General features: G+C 49.0%; 12 protein-coding genes. 8 read left to right on the top strand and 4 right to left on the bottom strand.

What is annotated here, in order from left to right; genetic code table 11:
• Positions 1 to 137: 137 nt before the first annotated feature.
• Both M2133_RS08360 and M2133_RS08355 read right to left on the bottom strand, forming a co-directional pair.
• Complete coding sequence (locus M2133_RS08360; protein ID WP_277465635.1) at positions 138 to 1,316, bottom strand: AAA family ATPase; 1,179 nt, start codon at positions 1,314 to 1,316, stop codon at positions 138 to 140.
• A gap of 166 nt (positions 1,317 to 1,482) precedes the next feature.
• Positions 1,483 to 2,499: a branched-chain amino acid aminotransferase gene (locus M2133_RS08355; RefSeq protein WP_277465634.1), complete on the bottom strand. Its 1,017-nt coding sequence runs from the start codon at positions 2,497 to 2,499 to the stop codon at positions 1,483 to 1,485.
• 86 nt (positions 2,500 to 2,585) lie between these two features.
• Between M2133_RS08355 and M2133_RS08350 the strand changes: the two genes are divergently transcribed.
• Positions 2,586 to 3,545: a methylenetetrahydrofolate reductase gene (locus tag M2133_RS08350; protein WP_277465633.1), complete on the top strand. Its 960-nt coding sequence runs from the start codon at positions 2,586 to 2,588 to the stop codon at positions 3,543 to 3,545.
• A 6-nt stretch (positions 3,546 to 3,551) separates the two neighbouring features.
• Here the strand turns inward: M2133_RS08350 and M2133_RS08345 are convergent, their stop codons facing one another.
• A complete protein-coding gene (locus M2133_RS08345) occupies positions 3,552 to 4,439 on the bottom strand; it encodes a helix-turn-helix transcriptional regulator (protein ID WP_277465632.1) in 888 nt (295 codons plus the stop codon).
• A gap of 217 nt (positions 4,440 to 4,656) precedes the next feature.
• Here M2133_RS08345 and M2133_RS08340 point away from each other — a divergent pair, with 217 nt between their 5' ends.
• The 7 genes from M2133_RS08340 to M2133_RS08310 all read left to right on the top strand — a co-directional run bounded on the left by M2133_RS08340 (position 4,657) and on the right by M2133_RS08310 (position 15,225).
• A complete protein-coding gene (locus M2133_RS08340) occupies positions 4,657 to 5,730 on the top strand; it encodes an efflux RND transporter periplasmic adaptor subunit (RefSeq protein WP_277465630.1) in 1,074 nt (357 codons plus the stop codon).
• Positions 5,727 to 8,855 (top strand): efflux RND transporter permease subunit, encoded by a 3,129-nt coding sequence (locus M2133_RS08335; RefSeq protein WP_277465629.1) that lies wholly within the window; start codon positions 5,727 to 5,729, stop codon positions 8,853 to 8,855. Before M2133_RS08340 ends, M2133_RS08335 begins: the two co-directional genes overlap by 4 nt.
• A gap of 6 nt (positions 8,856 to 8,861) precedes the next feature.
• Positions 8,862 to 10,142 carry a TolC family protein gene (locus tag M2133_RS08330; protein WP_277465628.1) on the top strand — a complete coding sequence of 427 codons (1,281 nt, stop codon included), beginning with the start codon at positions 8,862 to 8,864 and terminating at the stop codon, positions 10,140 to 10,142.
• Positions 10,143 to 10,465: 323 nt separating this feature from the next.
• Entirely contained in the window at positions 10,466 to 11,128 is a 663-nt protein-coding gene (locus M2133_RS08325) for a hypothetical protein (protein ID WP_277465627.1), read from the top strand.
• A 323-nt stretch (positions 11,129 to 11,451) separates the two neighbouring features.
• The gene (locus tag M2133_RS08320; protein ID WP_277465626.1) at positions 11,452 to 11,673 is read left to right on the top strand and encodes a hypothetical protein; all 222 of its coding nucleotides are present in this window, start codon (positions 11,452 to 11,454) and stop codon (positions 11,671 to 11,673) included.
• Between the two features lie 386 nt (positions 11,674 to 12,059).
• Positions 12,060 to 13,184, top strand: a complete 1,125-nt coding sequence (locus M2133_RS08315; protein WP_277465624.1) for an ATP-binding protein — start codon at positions 12,060 to 12,062, stop codon at positions 13,182 to 13,184.
• Between the two features lie 100 nt (positions 13,185 to 13,284).
• The gene (locus M2133_RS08310) at positions 13,285 to 15,225 is read left to right on the top strand and encodes a glycoside hydrolase family 97 protein (RefSeq protein ID WP_277465623.1); all 1,941 of its coding nucleotides are present in this window, start codon (positions 13,285 to 13,287) and stop codon (positions 15,223 to 15,225) included.
• Between the two features lie 78 nt (positions 15,226 to 15,303).
• On the opposite strand, the gene M2133_RS08305 is transcribed toward M2133_RS08310, so the two are convergent.
• Positions 15,304 to 17,388: a pitrilysin family protein gene (locus M2133_RS08305; protein WP_277465621.1), complete on the bottom strand. Its 2,085-nt coding sequence runs from the start codon at positions 17,386 to 17,388 to the stop codon at positions 15,304 to 15,306.
• Positions 17,389 to 17,390: the final 2 nt, after the last annotated feature.

The raw sequence follows: 17,390 nt of genomic DNA, 5'->3' as shown, positions 1-17,390 counted from the left end.
ACTATTAGTACCGACCTCTCCCCCCTGCCCCCTCCCCACAAGGGAGGGGGAGTGGAGAATTGTCTTATTTATAAATTATTTATTTTATTCATTTTTTTTCCTAAGAGTCCTAGGAGTCCTAGGGTTCCTAGGCTTTCCTAATATAAAAACCCAAACAGCCAAAGTGGAATCATATTCCCTTCGCCTATCTCGGTCTTGTCGATTGCATAATAAAAGTCCGGGTTGTTCTTCACCTTGATACTTTCTTCGATGCGGAAGTTATAGGTTTCGTTCACCAGGAAGTGCGCGTTGCGGGTGGCTTCATTCAGTTGGTTGTCTTTCATCAACTGATTGAAGAAGAACGTTTCACGTACGCCTTGTTGATTCACTTCCTCCGGGCGGATCGGATAGATCAGGTTCGAACTGTACATATATACCTTGGACGGCTTCTTGGGGAAGGCTTCGCCCACCGGATAGAGGATATTCATCAACCGGGCATCGGCCAGGTATTTGATATAGTTCATCACCGTCGCCCGTGAGGTCTCGATGTCTTTGCTCAGTTGGCTGACGTTGGGCGTGCTTGGCGCCGCTGTAGCCAGAAGATACAGTAGTTTACGTAATTTGGGCAGATAGGTTTGCTCGATCTGTTTGATGTAGAGCACATCCACCTCAAGCATCATATTCATGGTCTTCAACAGGTTTTCCGAGAAGTTGCGTTTCTCCAGGAAGAAGGGATAAAAGCCATGATGCAGGTAGTCCTGGAAGTAGGCCATCGGCTTGACCACCGAGCAGATCCGCTTGGCGATCTCCTGATGATTGGCCATCACCTCCTCGAAGGTGTACATCGGGAACGTATTGCCCGACATCAGATTGAGGAACTCCCGAAACGAGAAGCCCCGCAGGTGATAAGACGCGACCTTGCCCGAGAGATCCGGGTTCTCTTCTTTCAAGCGCATCACGGTAGAGCCGGTGAAGATGATCTTCAGGTCGGTGAAGTGATCGTAGCAGTAACGCAACTCCTTCGACCAGTCAGGATACTTGAACACCTGGTCCAACAACAATACCCGTCCGCCTTTCGCCCTGAACTCAGAGGCAAAGTCGATCAGCGTACGTTCCGTAAAGTAAAAATGATTCAGATTGATATACAGACATTCTTTGTTGTCCGGCCCGAAGTATTCCCGGGCAATATTCAAGAGGAAGGTGGTTTTCCCGACGCCGCGGGATCCTTTGATACCGATCAACCGGTCGTTCCAGTTGATTTCATCCATCAGCCCCCGGCGTACCGGAGAGTACAGATGTTCAATAAGATACTTATGTGTTTTATAGAATGATTCCACTTGTCATTATCCGCTTTAGTATCGCGGGTACAAAGATAGGAAACATTCTCGAATTGCAATGCGGAGATTGCAAAAATAGCAGTAAATTGTAAGATTTAATTAGGAAATTATGAATTATGAGAACAGGGTTGTCACGTCCTTCTCATAATTCATAATTCATAATTCCCTAAAGTACGGTTACCCAATTATAGATATCCTCCTCGTCTCCACACTGGATGCCGGTGAGTTTCTTATAGAGTTGGGTGCAGATCGGACCGGGTTTGTTGTCGGTGGTGAAGATGTAAGATTTGCCTTCGTCCAGGTCGTCTACCTGAGAGAGCGGAGTGATTACGGCTGCCGTTCCACATTCGGCGGCTTCTTCGAAGGTAGCCAGTTCTTCCACCGGTACAGGACGGCGCTCGACGGTCAGTCCCATATCTTCGGCCAGTTGCATCAGGCTCTTATTGGTGATCGAAGGCAGGATCGAGTCTGACTTCGGCGTGATATAGCTGTTGCCGCGGATCGCAAAGAAGTTTGCCGGTCCACATTCGTCGAGGTATTTCTTTTCTTTCGGATCGAGGAACAGTACAGCGGCGTAGCCTTTGGATTGGGCCAGGGTTCCGGCAGCCAGACTGGCAGCGTAGTTACCCCCCACCTTGATCGTTCCCGTGCCTAATGGCGCTGCACGGTCGTATCCGCGCAACATACATACCTTAGTCGGCAGGAATCCGGACTTGAAGTACGGGCCTACGGGTGTAACAAACACCAGGAACATATATTCGCTCGCCGGTTTAACCCCTACCTGTGCTCCCAGACCGATCAGTAACGGACGGATATACAACGAAGCGCCACTGCCATAAGGCGGCACGAAGCGTTCGTTCAGGCGAACGACTTTCAGGATCGCTTCTTCGAATTTCTCCAGCGGGAATTCCGCCATCTTGATGCCCCGGCTCGAAGCCTGCAGGCGTTTGCCGTTCTCATCCAAACGGAAGATGCGGGTCTTGCCGTCTTTCCCCTTAAAAGCTTTCAGCCCTTCGAAGGCTTCCTGGCCATAGTGGAGGCAGGTGGCCGCCATATGTATATTAATGATTTCAGAAGAAGAGACTTCCAACTCTCCCCACTGACCGTCACGGTAGTAACATCTCACGTTGTAATCTGTCTTCATATAACCAAACGACAGATCTGACCAATTCATATTTTCCATAACTGTAGTTAAATTAGATTGTACGGGCAAAAGTAAGCTATTTAAGAGTATAATTGCTACTTTTGCCCAAAATAATTCTCACCCCTATGATACGCACGAAAGTAATCGATCTGATAAATAATAGTAAAGGAACGGCCTTCTCTTTTGAATTGCTTCCTCCGTTGAAAGGCAACAGCATACAAATGGTATATAACGTGGTCGATAAGCTACGCGAATTCGATCCGCAGTACATCAATATCACTTCACATCATAGCGACAACGAATACAAGACCTTACCCGACGGTACGATCCAGCGCGTCAATATCCGCAAACGTCCCGGCTCGGTGGCGATCGCTTCCGCCCTGCAACATAAATACGGCATACCGGCCGTTCCCCATATCATCTGCAAAGGCTTTACCAAAGATGAGACGGAATACGCATTGATCGACCTGAACTTCCTGGGAGTGTACAATCTATTATTGCTTCGGGGAGATGTCAAGACATTGGATGCGCCGCATGATCCGAAACTCTACCACAACTACGCCACCGAACTGCAACAACAAGTGAACGACTTCAACCGTGGCATCGCCGTCGACGGTTCTTCGTTTGAAGCCAACGAAACACCTTTCACTTACGGCATGGCCTGTTATCCCGAGAAGCATGAAGAGGCCCCCAATATGGAAGCCGATATCTTTTACGCGAAAGAAAAGGTGCGCAACGGCGCGGATTACCTGGTGACCCAGATGTTTTTCGACAACGCGAAGTATTATGCTTTTGTCGAGCGCTGCCGCGAAGAGGGCATTACGGTACCTATCATCCCGGGCATCAAACCGATCGTGTTCAAAAACCAGTTGAACGTATTGCCCAAGGTCTTCCGTTCGGACATCCCGGAACCTTTCGCCTCCGAACTGCGCAAATGCCAGACCGATGCCGAAGCCAAAGTTCTCGGCGTCGAATGGTGCATCCAACAATGCAAAGACCTGATGGCGCACAACGTGCCCAGCCTGCACTTCTACACCTACCTGGCATCCGATAGCGTGTATAAAGTGGCGAAAGCAATCTATTGAAAGTCTCTACCCGGTACTCCGCCCTTTTGCCCGGTATGCTTTGGGGGTGATGCCGGTGTTTTTGCGGAAATATTTGGAGAAGAACGAGGGGTTGGGGAAGTTCAGTTCGTCGGCGATCTGTGAGATGGTCATTTCGGTGGTGGTCAATAAGACCCGCGCGTTGAGGATAATCACCCGGGTGATGCAGTCGGCGGCGGTGACTCCGGTAATCTCTTTCGAGACCGACGAGAGGTAACGGGAGGTGATACATAACTTATCGGCGTAGAACTCCAGCGTACGTTCCTCTTTATAATGTAAGGCAATCAGCTTCTGAAATTCCAGAAACAACCGGTGCTTGCGGGAATAGGGCTGATGGGAGATCGGTTTTTTCCGCTGATAGATCGCAATGATCTCATAGATAAGCGCCAGCATCAACAATTCGGAGATCTCCACGCGGAACGGATGATCCACCCGCCGGTCGCGCTCCTTCAGGTTCTCACAAAGACCCAATAGTTCTTTCTGTTCTTCTTCATTCAAAGAGACACAAGGGGTCTCTTTCACATTCAGGTAGATAGAGGTCGACGACGGAATATTCACACTATTGAAAAACTCCTTATTGAAGGCCACGGTATATCCCTGGAAGTCATCCGAAAAGCGCGACACCTGCAAGATCGTATGGGGCGTCACCACACAGAGATCACCGGCAACCAGATGATACACCTGCGCGTTAATGACCAAATCCAATTCTCCCTGCAAACACAAACAGATCCCCGCCGCATTGATCAGGCGCGGCATCGTTTTGAGTCCCAGGATATCATCATCTTCATACCCTTTGAAGGTGAAAAAGAAAACATCTTCTTTTTCTATAATCGTAAGCGGTTCTATCTCCGATTGTCCTTTCTTACATTTCTCCATTTGAACATTCCTTTGCCACAAAAATAGGTATTTATTTGCTCCGCATCCAAATATCCATAGCCTACAGTTCCTAATCGGAACATTTTTGCCGTTTACTGGGACTAAACTATCTCTGGTGTTCTCCGTACTTTTGCAACGTGATACAAATCAAGGCCTAAAAACATCTAAGAGTTTTTTAAGGTGGATATAGGCTTTTCTTTATTAAAAGGCAAAAAGTATGAAACAGGTATGGAAAACGGGGAGTCTATTTCCCTTATGTTTGGTTCTCTTTCTTTCCTGCTCGTCGCGGGAAGCAAATCAGGAGACCGTAGCGACGATCAAAACGGATACGGTCCAGGTGTATGGGCAGGAGCTGTCGGTCACTTTCCCGGGCAAAGTGAAGGCCGCGACCGATGTAAATCTGGCATTCCGGGTCGGTGGAACGCTATTACGCGTGCCGGTTGATGCCGGCAGCTACGTGCGGAAAGGAGATCTGTTGGCGGAGATCGATCCCCGGGATTATGAAATCCAACTATCCGCGACTGAGGCAGAATACAAACAAATTAAAAGTGAAGCGGAACGCATCATCGCCCTTTACGAGAGCGAAAGCGTTGCCCCGAATGATTACGAGAAAGCGCTCTACGGCCTGCAACAGATCACGGCCAAATACGAAGCACATAAGAACGCACTATACGACACCCGCCTATTGGCCCCCTTCGATGGTTATGTGCAGAAACGTCTTTTCAATACGGGAGAGACAGTGGGCGCCGGCATGCCGGTCGTTGCCATTATCGACAACCGCCATCCCGAGGTGGAGATCAATATCCCGGCAACCGATTATATCCGGAGGGATCAGTTTGATACTTATAGTTGTGTGTCTGAAGTATTTCCTGGCGTAGTGATCCCGCTCGAGCGGTCGGCCATCACACAAAAAGCCAACCTGAACCAACTCTATACGATGCGCCTGCAGATGCAACCCCTACAGGCACAACCTCTGCCGACACCAGGCATGAGTGTGACCGTCACCCTGAGCTACCACGAGAAAGAGTCGATGCTGACAGCCATTCCTTTGACCGCCTTGTTTGGTGAAGAGACAGCCTCTTCCGTATGGATCTACCATGCGGCAAGCCAAACAGTTTCAATCCGTAAGGTTACACCCAAGCAGATCTTAACGAACGGCACGGTGGTGATTGCCGAAGGCCTGCAACCGGGCGAGATCGTAGTCACCGCCGGAGTGAACGCCCTGAAAGAAGGGCAGACGGTGCGCCTTTTGCCGAATGTTTCATCCACTAATATCGGAGGATTATTATGATCGACATTAGCAGTTGGGCGCTCGACAATAAGAAACTGATCTACTTCCTGATCGTTGTCCTGGTGGTTGGGGGAATCCTCTCCTTTTATGATATGAGCAAACTGGAAGATCCGGAGATTCGGGTCAAGCAGGCGATGATCGTTACGACCTATCCCGGCGCATCGGCGCATCAGGTCGAATTGGAAGTAACCGACGTACTGGAGAAAAGTATCCGTTCGATGCCGAATATCGATAATGTGCAAAGCCGTTCGATGAACGACGTATCCATGATCACGGTGGAATTGCTGACAACGGTTTCCGACAGTGAGATCGAGCAGCACTGGGATATATTGCGCCGGAAAGTCAACGACGTGCAGTCGCAACTGCCCGAAGGCACCGGCAGATCGGCGGTGGTCGATGACTTCGGTGATGTCTACGGCATGTTTTTCGCGATTACTTCCGACGGCTTCTCCGACCGCGAGCTGGGCGACTATGCCGAATTGGCCAAGCGGGAGATACAGAATATTCCCGGCATATCCCGCGTGGATATCTACGGCAAACGCGAGGAATGTATCCATATCGAACTCCGGCAAGACCGGATGGCAAACCTGGGTGTGCACCCGGCCGAAGTGCTTTCCACATTGAACGGACAAAACCAAACTATCTATTCAGGATATTACGAGAGCGATTTCAAACGCCTGCGTGTCTCGGTCAACGACCGCTACCGCCAGGTGGCCGATATCGAGAACCTGATCCTGCAAGGCCATGAACAAGACCAGCTACGTCTGAAGGATATTGCCGTTGTTCGCATGGATTACGAGGAACCCAGCCGAAACGAATTACGCTACGACAGCCGCAAAGCACTGGGCTTGTCGATCTCCGCCCAGAGTGGCACGGACATCACCAAGCTGGGCAAACAGGTCGAGCAGAAATTGGAAGAGATACAGGCCGGTCGTGTTCCGGTAGGAATAGAATTCCATAAAGTATTCTTTCAGCCCGACCGGGTGAACAATGCGATCAGTACGTTTCTGATCAACTTGCTCGAGTCGGTATTGATCGTGATCCTTATCCTGATCTTTACGATGGGCTTCAAGAGCGGATTGATCCTGGGACTTAGTCTGGTGATCATCGTTTTCGGCTCGTTCCTGGTGTTGAACTTCTTCGACGGTTCCCTGCAGCGCGTATCCCTTGCCTCGTTTATCCTGGCGATGGGTATGCTGGTTGATAATGCGATAGTGATTGTCGATGGCATACTGGTCGACCTGAGCCGGGGCATTCCTCGACGGGAAGCTTTGACAAACATCGGGCGTAAGACGGCAGTACCTCTGCTTGGCGCTACCGCTATCGCCATCCTGGCGTTCTTCCCGATCTTCCTTTCACCGGACACCGCCGGGGTGTATGTGCGCGACCTCTTTATCGTATTGGCGGTATCGCTGATTATCAGTTGGGTATTGGCGCTTACACAAGTGCCGATCGATGCCGACCGGATGCTGCATCCCAAAGTGAATAAAGAAGGACAAGAACCTTATAGTAGCAAATACTACCAGCTCTTGCGCAAGGTCTTATACTGGAACTTAAGCCATAAGACGGTTACAATCTGCATCGCCGTTGTCCTTGTGGCCATCAGCGCGTTCTGTTACCGTTTCTTGCCGCAGGAGTTTTTCCCTGACATGAATTACGATCAACTATACATTGAATATAAACTGCCGGAAGGGAGCAACAGCACGCAGGTGAAAGCCGAATTGGCAGAGATCGAAGACTATCTGCTCCGGCGGGAGGATATTACCCATGTGACCACCTCGATCGGTGGTACGCCCAGCCGGTACAACCTGGTGCGGAGCATTGCCGATCCATCGCTTTCGTACGGCGAATTGATTGTCGACTATGTATCACCTAAAGCGCTGGTCGCTTCCATCGATGAGTTGCAGGCATACCTGACGGCAACCTATCCCGAAGCCTATGTCCGCCTCAAGCGTTATAATTTAATGTATAAGAAATACCCCATCGAGGCCCAGTTCAGCGGTCCCGATCCGGCCGTACTCAAAGACCTGACGGCACAAGCGGAGGCTATCATGGAAGACTCTCCGGGTGCGATGTTGATCCGCAACGACTGGGAACCCGAAACGCCGGTCTTGATGATCGACTACAACCAGGCTGTCGCCCGGGATATCGGGCTGACACGGTCGGATGTCGGACTTTCCGTGCTTTCGGCAACGGGAGGCATCCCCATCACCACCTTCTACGAGGGGCAACACAGCCGCACGATCTACCTCAAAACGGTCGATTCGGATGGCAAACCCGTCGAATCATTAGAGAACACCCCGATCTTCAGTATGATCCCGCCCCTGCAACAACTGGATAAACAGACAATACAGGGACTGATCACCGGAAGCATATCCGAAGAAGACTTGCTCGAGAGCGTGTTACGTACCATTCCACTGAGCCAGGCAACCCACGGAGTCAAACTCAAATGGGAAGATCCGGTGGTCGTCCGCTATAACGGGCAACGGGCCATGCGCGCCCAATGTAACCCTGCCAGTGGATACCGCGCCAGCGAAGTATTACAGGACATCCACCGGCAAATCGAATCCATCCCACTACCCGAGGGCTACCAACTGCAGTGGGAAGGCGAACAGAAAGCCAGTGCACAAGCAACGAAATACCTATTTAAGAACTTCCCGCTGGCGATTATCCTGATGATCACCATCCTGATCCTCTTATTCAAGGACTACCGCAAGCCGGCAATTATCTTCTGCTGCATCCCGCTGATCTGTATCGGGGTGGTGCTCTCGGTCTTGATCTCGGGAAAGACCTTTGGTTTTGTGGCCATTGTCGGGGTACTCGGGCTGATCGGCATGATGGTGAAGAACGGGATCGTACTAATGGACGAGATCAACCTACAGCTCAATGCGGGCATAGAACCGGTCAAGGCCTTGCTCGACAGCTCGTCCAGCCGTTTCCGTCCCGTGATGATGGCGTCGATGACTACGATCCTGGGCATGATCCCGTTGTTGTCGGACGATATGTTCGGCTCGCTGGCGGTGACGATCATGGGCGGACTATTGGTCGGCACCCTGATCACCCTGATCTTTATTCCGGTCTTATATGCGGTCTTCTTCCGCATTCATGTCAAATCAGATAAATAATAAACAATGAAACAAATCATTTACGCCGTTTTCCTTCTTTTGTTCTCCGTAACTGCCGGGGCACAGCAATCCCTGACACTGGAACAATGTCGCGAAATGGCTTTAGAGAACAATAAACAGGCTGCAATCGCCCTGAAGAACAATGAAAGAGCCGGTTATGAGGTGAGTGCCTACCGGGCAAACTTCCTGCCGAAGTTCTCCGCCTCGGGCATGTACAACTTCTCGTCGGGCCAGTCTGATTTTATGTTGATGAATATGCCACTCGAATTTAGCCTGAACAAAACACTGATCGCCGGCGTGCAGGTGGAACAACCGATCTATGCCGGAGGGAAGATCACGGCGGCTTACCGTATGTCGCAAATCGGCCGGGAGATGGCGAAAACCAATCGCGAACTGACACACGCGGAAGTGATGGTTGCTGCCGACGGGGCGTACTGGACCTGTGTGCAGGTGCGTGAACTGCATCTGACAGTCTTAGCCTATAAAGAGGTTGTCAGCGAGCTATTGCGCAATGTGGAGAAAGCGCAGGCTGTCGGGCTCAAGCAACGAAACGATGTATTGAAAGTACAGGTCAAGCTGAATGAGGCAGACTTGCAACTGCGGCGCGCGGAGAATGCGATCCGCCTGGCACGGATGAACCTCTGCCAGGTCATCGGACTGCCGCTCGACACGCCGGTTGAAGTATCCGGCACCTTTCCGGAGAGCAATGGCATGGAAAACGTTTCATTTCAGGCAGATATCACCAACCGCCCCGAATATCAGCTGCTATCCCAACAGATCGATTTGAAGAAGCAGGAAGTACGCTTGACACGCGCCGACTATCTGCCGACCGTCGGTGTCCGTGCCGGTTACAACTACCTCGACGGATTGTATCTGAACGACGACAAGATGATCTCCAAAGGTAGCGTCTCCGCTTTGTTCTCCGTGAACATCCCCTTGTTTGAATGGGGCAAAGGAAGGAATAAGATACGTTCCGCCCGGGTGGAAGAGAACATCGCCACCCTGCAACGCCAGGATGCCGAAGAAAAGATGTCGCTGGAAGTGGCGCAGGCATACAATGCCCTCGACGAAGCCCGGTTTGAAACCGAGCTCACCTACCGCGCCATCCAGCAAGCCGAAGAGAATATGCGCCTGAGCAAAAACCTCTACGAGCAAGGCATGGAAACCATCGCCGACCACCTGGAAGCCCAGGCCGTCTGGCAAAAAGCCCAGGCCGATCACATCAACGCCCAAGCCCAACGCGAACTCAGCCGCACCGAATACCATAAGGCTAAAGGGGAACTTTGATCCGGGGCAGACCCTCTTTTTCAAACTACCGGTACTTTGCGCGCAAACTACTAATATTTTGTCGCCAAACTACCGGAAGTTTGCGCGCAAACTTCCGGTAGTTTTTGAAGAGGATATTAATGTCTCATTTTCAATACCTTATAAGACACCTCACTTTGCCGACAGCCCATAAAAAAACGCCCAGACTTATCACAAGTCCGGGACGCCTAAACTTTTTTCCTTTAATTATGAAAAAACTATTACTCACTGCAAAGATAGGGAAATTATTGTTTTTATCCTTTTTTTTTCCGAATATTGTATGCAAATCATCAAAAACATACATTATGAGACGGTTAATTACTTTTTGTTTACTATGTCTTTTTAGTACAGTGATGGTATGGGCAGAGGAAAAGCAGGCACAGTATCTTTTTCAGGACTTCCAAGACGGGCAGATACTCTATAAAGACGGGAGAGTTTATAACGCGAAAATAAATTTCAGCCTGGTATCTAATCGTTTTGTTTTTATCGACGTGAGCGACAATAATACGATAAAGGAATTTGGTGAACCCGAAAAGGTCGGGATCGTCAAAACGGAGGATCGTATTTTTATGATCGGCAATAAAGGGGAAGCCAGCGAGGTGGTGCAACAGGAAAATCCGAGGGTGCTGGTCGAATACAAAGGAAAACTGGTCGACCGGGGAAAGAAATCGGCATACGGTGGCCGTTCCCAAACGTCCTCGATCGATTCCTTTTCTTCTTTCCAATCCGGCGGGTTAAGATACCAATTAGAAGGCGACGACCGCTGGATAATTAAAGGCATTGAGAAAAAATACCAGGTAGAGTATAAAGGAAAACTAAAATCTTTCCTTTCATTCAACCAATTTTTGAAAATCTATCCCAAACAACGCACCGCTGCATTGGAAGCATTTATTAAAGACAAAAAGATCGATATGGATTCTGTAGAGCAAGTGATCGATCTTTGCAATTATGCGAATGCGTTGGATTGAGATACACGCGGTATTTTTACCACATAAAAGTTTTCACCCCGGTCTTCACCTTTCACCGATCACCAGATCCCTGTATTGATCAGCGTTTCGGGTGAAGGGTAAAAAAATACCTCAAAAAAAACGACAAACTGGAAGCTTCCCAAAAAAGGCCGGCAGCCTTTTCCAAAACTCCGGCAGCCCTTTAAAAAAGGCCGGCGGCCTTTTGGAAAAGGCTGCCGGCTTTTTTCGGAAAGCCTCCATCCCCCTCCAAGCTTTCACCCGAAACGCTGATCAATACAGGGATCTGGCGATCGGTGAAAGGTGAAAGGGGGTGCAAAACTTTTATGTGTGCTTTTAAGCGCCTGGTAGAAAACGGCGTAGCCATTGTGCGCTCTTCCCGTATCATGACCGGCCCAACGGCCCAGTGGGACGAGGTAGATGACGATGCCCACGGTTTTACTGCCTCCTGGTTTATCAATCCGTACCGTGCCCGCGTATTGTTGATGCTGGCATTGACGAAAACGAATGACTATAAGGAGATACAGAGGATGTTTGCGGAATACTAATACAATTACGAATTACGAATTAAAAATTACGAATGCTAAGGCATAAAGCCTTTCCAAGTTGGAATTGCTTTATACTTCTTATTGCCTTCAATTCGTAATTTTTAATTCGTAATTCGTAATTCAAAACAACAACAATGAATAAGATATACTTTATGATAGGAGTCCTTCTCCTGTCAGCCACCGCTGGCTCTTTAAGGCGAAGTAGAATGATAAATGACCGATTTATTGCCCGTTCATTTGGCATCTTAGAAATATTGCGTAAATTGCGTAACGTTAAAAGCGTTACGCAATTTGCATAAAAGATAAGAACGTTTGAAGTAGCGAGTGCAGAATCCGTGCTTGCATGGATTATGGCGAGTCACGCCAAACGACTAATTTTAATGAATATGAAGCCGAACAATCCTTTTCTAATTACGGGTTATCATAGCCCTGAGTATTTCTGTGATCGTGTGCGTGAAACTGCGATTATGACCGATGCTTTACACAATGAGCGAAACATCACATTGATAGCTCCTCGCCGCATGGGAAAAACCGGGCTGATAAAAAACGTATTCTACAAGCTAAAAGAGCAAAAAGCCGAAATAGTTACGTTGTATATGGATATATTTTCAACCCAGAACACGGCTGATTTCGTTCAAATGTTTGCCAATACTGTTTTAGGTTCCCTTGATACCATCCCGCAGAAAGCGGTAAGTCGGGTTTCCAAATTTATCAGAAGTTGTCGACCGGTCTTCACTTTTGATGAACTAACGGGTACTCCTAAAGTAACGATCGATATTACCCCCGAAAATGAACAGATAACGATCAAAGAAATCTTTGACTATCTTGGTTCTTCAGAGCGACGCTGTTATATAGCTATCGACGAGTTCCAGCAGATCAATGAATATCCGGAAAAGGGTCTCGAAGCCTTGTTACGATCGTATACTCAGTTTCTTCCGAATGTGAATTTCATTTTCTCTGGTAGTAAACAGCATATCATGCAAGAAATGTTCATGTCGGCTAAACGTCCTTTCTACCAAAGCACTCAGACCATTACGATCGACTGCATAAACGAAACGGAGTATGAAAAGTTTGCGGCCGCATTCTTCAAAGAACAATCTTTCGATATGCATTCGGATACTTTTCATCACATCTATACTTCTTTTTCCGGTCATACCTGGTATATACAAGCAATCCTTAATAGACTCTACGCCTACCACCGCCAGCCTGATATCGAACGAGTCGATGAAGCGATTTCAGAGATTGTAGACGAATCGACTTATACATATGAGAATCTGCTGACAGCTTATCCCTCTATGAGTATAAAGCTACTTAAAGCAATCGCCAAATCACAGCCGGTAAAGGAGATCAACTCCGGTGAGTTTATTGCTCAATATAAGCTGAAAGCAGCGAGCAGTGTAAATACAGCACTCAAGAAGTTGCTCCAAAACGAGTTAGTTTATAGAACAGCAGAAGGATATATTATTTACGATCACTTCCTGGCCATCTGGCTTCGGCTACACTCTTTTTAGTGTTTCCTCTTGATGGGCACATTTTATATATCGAACCTACGTTTGTATTAGAAAAAACGTATATTTGACACTGTTAAAACAATAGTGTCATCTATACGTTATGAAGAAAGGATTTATTTACCTCATTTTAGTGCTTCTGGCTCTCCCTTTGCGGGGACAGATCGCCAGTGTTTCCGGACCGGATAGTTATCTGAAACTCAAAGTAAACCTGAAAGCCGGCATCCCTTATTATAGTGTGGAATACAAAGGCAAAGTATTTCTGGAAGACTCGCCCTTGGGTTTAGTTACCAATATCGGAGACTTCAGTACGGGTTTGACTTTTGTCGAGTCGAAAGCGAAACCGGTGGAGTACAGTTATACACAAGACCGGATAAAAAGATCGCAGAATCATTACAAAGCAAACGAACTGATCTGCACTTTCACCAATAAAGACGGGAAAAAGATCGACATCCTGTTTCGGATAAGCAATAACGATATTGCCTTTAAGTATCAACTGCCTCCATATGGGGAAACGGCCTGTTGTGTGATCGAAAGAGAAGCGACAGGCTTTGACTTTCCACAACAGACAACCACCTTCCTGACCCCGCAGTCTACACCGATGATCGGTTGGAAACGCACCAAACCCAGTTATGAAGAGGAATACGTGCCCGATGAACCGATCGGCACCCCTTCCAAATACGGTTATGGTTATACTTTCCCGGGACTCTTTCATATCGGCGATGAAGGTTGGGTATTGGTTTCCGAGACCGGAGTCAGTAGCCTGTATTGCGGTTCGCGCCTGAGCGAAGGCACCAAAGACGGGCTTTATACGCTCAGCTTCCCCGATCCGAAAGAGAACAATGGCATAGGAACAGCCACCGCAGGTCTTGCCCTGCCGGGAGAAACGCCCTGGCGGACGCTTACCGTCGGTGACAACCTGAAACCGATCGTCGAAACGACTATCCCGTTCGATGTGGTCGAACCTTTATATGAACCTTCCAAGGCATACAAATTCGGCCGGGGAACCTGGAGCTGGATCATGTGGCAGGACAATAGCATTAACTTTGACGATCAGATCAAATATATTGATCTGGCTGCCGCACTGAATTGGGAGTTTGTATTGGTTGATAACTGGTGGGATACGAATATCGGGCGCGAACGTATTCCCGAACTGGTTAAATACGCCAATGCCAAAGGCGTGGATGTTTGCCTGTGGTACAATTCCAACGGATACTGGAGTGATGCTCCGCAAGGCCCGAAGCAGTGTATGAGTAACTCGGTTGCCCGCAACAAAGAGATGAAATGGTTGCAAAGCGTCGGTGTAAAAGGCTTGAAAGTCGACTTTTTCGGTGGCGACAAGCAGGAAACAATGAAACTATACGAAGATATCCTGGTGGATGCCAACGAATATGGCCTGACTATCATCTTCCACGGCTGTACCCTACCCCGCGGCTGGGAACGGATGTATCCCAATTACGTAGGCAGCGAAGCGGTATTAGCTTCGGAAAACCTGATCTTCACCCAACATGCCAACGACAACGAAGCCTATAACGCCTGCCTGCATCCCTTTATCCGCAATACGGTCGGCATCATGGAGTTCGGCCCGGTCTTATTAAACAAACGACACAACCGGACCAACGACGGTGGAACGACACGTGTTACTACCGATATCTTCCAGTTGGCCACCGCGATCCTTTTCCAAAGTCCGGTTCAAATGTTTGCGCTGGCGCCCAATAACCTGACCGATGTGCCCGCCTTTGAAATTGATTTTATGCGAAACGTGCCTACAACATGGGACGATATATGTTTCATCGACGGTTATCCCGGAAAATACTGTATATTGGCTCGTCGCCATCAGGACAAATGGTACGTCGCCGGCATCAACGCCCAGAAAGAAGCCATCACATTAAACGTAAACCTACCGATGTTTGCCGGACAGAAGGTGACGCAATACGTCGACGATAAGAAGCGGGAACCAAAAATGAATGAGATCTCCATCAAAGCCAACGGCGAAGTTCAATTGGTAATCCAACCCGAGGGCGGAGTGGTTTTGACCCATTGATTGGATCTCTTCCTAAAGAAAATACCCGTGTGACACTCTTGTTCACACGGGTATTTTTTATTATCGCTAATGTCGTTTTTATTTGAAGACCGCGTCGTCGAGGCCGGTGTTGATTTCGACGGTGGTGATGACGGTGGCGATGATTTGGCCCATGGCGGATTGTTTGATGGAATACGGGACTTTGACACCGCTGACTTCCCGGTAGTCTACGTAGTCGGTGAGGCTTTGCATTTCACCCATTGGCGTTTGTACGGTTTGGGCGCTGCGCAGCTTCAGGCCGCTCTGTACGCTATAGTATTCCGTAGTAGTTACGCCATCCTTTTCGAGCTTCAGGACATAGGTTTCTTCGTCGTTGACCGGTTCGATGCCTTCCACGGAAAGGGTGTATCCGTTGGCCGCATAATTCATTTCCGCGCAGAGGCCTGTGTTGTTCTTCATCGCGTCAAATTCTTTTCCTTCCGTCAGTTCCTGGCTGCCTTGCATGCCGGATACGCGAAGGGTCTTGCCGTCGAACGTCATCTTTTGCAAGACCATGCCTTGCAGTGACATCGTGTTTGAGGATAGATTGGGTTTCTTGAAACACATCTCGATCGTTCCGGTCTGTCCCATCACCTGCATTTCGCCAACCATCTTATAATCGTTCACTTTTTCGGCTGCGGCTTTGCCACCGATCGCTTTCACGTAATTCGCAATCACGTCATCGGCAGAGATATCAACGGCTTGCGCTTTGGGGGCTTCGATCGGGTTGGCATCCACATCATACCATTGCACCTTTCCTTCGGCATCGAAAGCGGCCAGTCCATCGGCGTATTGTTTGTCGGAAGTAACCACGACCCAGGCATTCTCCGGACGGACGTATTTCTTCGCTGCCGCTTGAATATCGGCAGGAGTCAAGGCTTCCAATCGTTTGAGGTAGTTGCGGTAGTAGTCTTTCGGCAGGTTGTATTTGTCGATATTCACAGCGAACTGCGCCATCGTTTCCGAGCTGGCCAGTGAGCGGGAGAAGTTGCCGGTGCTGAAAGTCACGGCGTTCTTCAATTCTTCGGCGCTGATCGGCTCGTTGATCATGCGGTTGAACTCTTTCAGGATCTCGTACACCGCGCTATCGGTAGCTGCAGCCTTGACGGAAGCGGCGTTACGTCCGGCACCCAATGACATTGAACCGATCTCTTCGCCGGCACTCAGGTTGGAATACACACCGTAGGTCCAGCTCTTGTCTTCGCGCAGGTTCATAAACAAACGAGCCGTTCCACTGCCACCCAGGATCTGGTTCATGATCGCTGCGGCGTCGTAATCCGTTGCACTCAGGTTGTAGGCGATCGGATAACAGATATCGATAGCCGATTGCACCGCGCCGGGTTTATTGATAAAGGCGACTTTGCGTCCGGCCGGAGCCGTCGGGATCGTATATTGGGCTACGGGCACGTCTTTCTTCTGCCATTTACCGAAATACTTCTCGGCTTGTTTTTCTGCTTCTTTCTTCGAGAGGTCGCCGACGATCACCAGGCGTGCTACGTTAGGCGCGAAATAGGCGGCATAATACGCTTCCAGGTCGGAAAGTTTGACGTTCCCCAGTGTTTCCACCGTTTCCAGTTCACCTGCCGGAAATCCTTTGCCGTAGGTCAAAGCCGAAGCCAAGCGGTTGGTAAGCTGCCCCGGATCATCGCCCATGCTGGCAAGTGCCGTTTTGTATTTGTTCAGTCCCAGTTCGAATTCTTCCTGCAGGAATACCGGATTGAACAGCATATCGGTCATGATATCCAATGCCTTCTCGTCGTATTTCTTCAATACGTAGGCATAACCGCCGTTACGGTGTACGCCGCCGCGCATACCGATCAGGTCGATATCTTTGTTTAGTTGTTCTTTGGATCTGTTTTTCGTGGCTTTGCCGAATACTTCGGTAAACAGGTCTTTCAATCCCACCTTATCGCCTTCCAATGCCGGTTTGACATCCAACTGCAAGGAGTATAAAACCAGGGGAGTGCTCTTGTCTTCCACCAGAAACACTTTCAAGCCGTTCTTCAGGGTAAAGACCTGAGCGTCTTTGATATTCACTTCTTTCGCAGGAGCGGCCGAAGGACGGATACTCCGATCTAAGGTCTGTGCGTTTACGGCAAGCGCACAATATACAAGAACCAACAGACTATATATTATCTTTTTCATTT

Source organism: Parabacteroides sp. PF5-6, assembly GCF_029504695.1.
Lineage (GTDB): Bacteria > Bacteroidota > Bacteroidia > Bacteroidales > Tannerellaceae > QVMG01.
This window is presented reverse-complemented; position numbering and strand designations above follow the sequence as displayed.

Bases quoted from the DNA above. Each gene is read 5' to 3' on its own strand.
- M2133_RS08355 (WP_277465634.1), bottom strand. From the start codon at position 2,499: ATGGAAAATATGAATTGGTCAGATCTGTCGTTTGGTTATATGAAGACA.
- M2133_RS08350 (WP_277465633.1), top strand. From the start codon at position 2,586: ATGATACGCACGAAAGTAATCGATCTGATAAATAATAGTAAAGGAACG.
- M2133_RS08345 (WP_277465632.1), bottom strand. From the start codon at position 4,439: ATGGAGAAATGTAAGAAAGGACAATCGGAGATAGAACCGCTTACGATT.
- M2133_RS08340 (WP_277465630.1), top strand. From the start codon at position 4,657: ATGAAACAGGTATGGAAAACGGGGAGTCTATTTCCCTTATGTTTGGTT.
- M2133_RS08335 (WP_277465629.1), top strand. From the start codon at position 5,727: ATGATCGACATTAGCAGTTGGGCGCTCGACAATAAGAAACTGATCTAC.
- M2133_RS08330 (WP_277465628.1), top strand. From the start codon at position 8,862: ATGAAACAAATCATTTACGCCGTTTTCCTTCTTTTGTTCTCCGTAACT.
- M2133_RS08325 (WP_277465627.1), top strand. From the start codon at position 10,466: ATGAGACGGTTAATTACTTTTTGTTTACTATGTCTTTTTAGTACAGTG.
- M2133_RS08320 (WP_277465626.1), top strand. From the start codon at position 11,452: ATGTGTGCTTTTAAGCGCCTGGTAGAAAACGGCGTAGCCATTGTGCGC.
- M2133_RS08315 (WP_277465624.1), top strand. From the start codon at position 12,060: ATGAAGCCGAACAATCCTTTTCTAATTACGGGTTATCATAGCCCTGAG.
- M2133_RS08310 (WP_277465623.1), top strand. From the start codon at position 13,285: ATGAAGAAAGGATTTATTTACCTCATTTTAGTGCTTCTGGCTCTCCCT.
- M2133_RS08305 (WP_277465621.1), bottom strand. From the start codon at position 17,388: ATGAAAAAGATAATATATAGTCTGTTGGTTCTTGTATATTGTGCGCTT.